This is a genomic window from Mesorhizobium sp. M2E.F.Ca.ET.219.01.1.1 (assembly GCF_004016445.2).
Lineage (GTDB): Bacteria > Pseudomonadota > Alphaproteobacteria > Rhizobiales > Rhizobiaceae > Mesorhizobium.
Genome location: NZ_SADT02000263.1, coordinates 1 through 288 on the forward strand (window position 1 = coordinate 1; position 288 = coordinate 288).

The 288-nt window shown below is 68.4% G+C and carries 1 protein-coding gene; it reads right to left on the reverse strand.

The features are described from left to right. Positions 1-288: SIS domain-containing protein (locus EN862_RS35765; RefSeq protein WP_135913349.1), on the reverse strand; the 288-nt coding region annotated here is incomplete at both ends.

Below are 288 nucleotides of genomic sequence, written 5' to 3' on the forward strand. Positions count from 1 at the left end.
GGCCTCGATCACTACGCGCGTGCGCCCGGTTGCCGAGATGGCGATCACCAGGTCGCCAGGCTTCAGCGTCGAGGCGGTCATGCGCATCAGGTAGGGATCGCACTGGGCGCTGATCGAGATGCCATAGCGAAACAGCCGGTACTGGGTTTCCTGCGCCAGCGCCGAAGAGCTGCCGCCGAGCCCGAACACGGTGACTTGGCGGGCCCGGGCGATCAGCTCGGCCGCCTTTTCCAGCTCACCCGGATCGAGTTGCCGCTCGGCCTCCTGCAGTGCCCGGCGCGCTTCGCC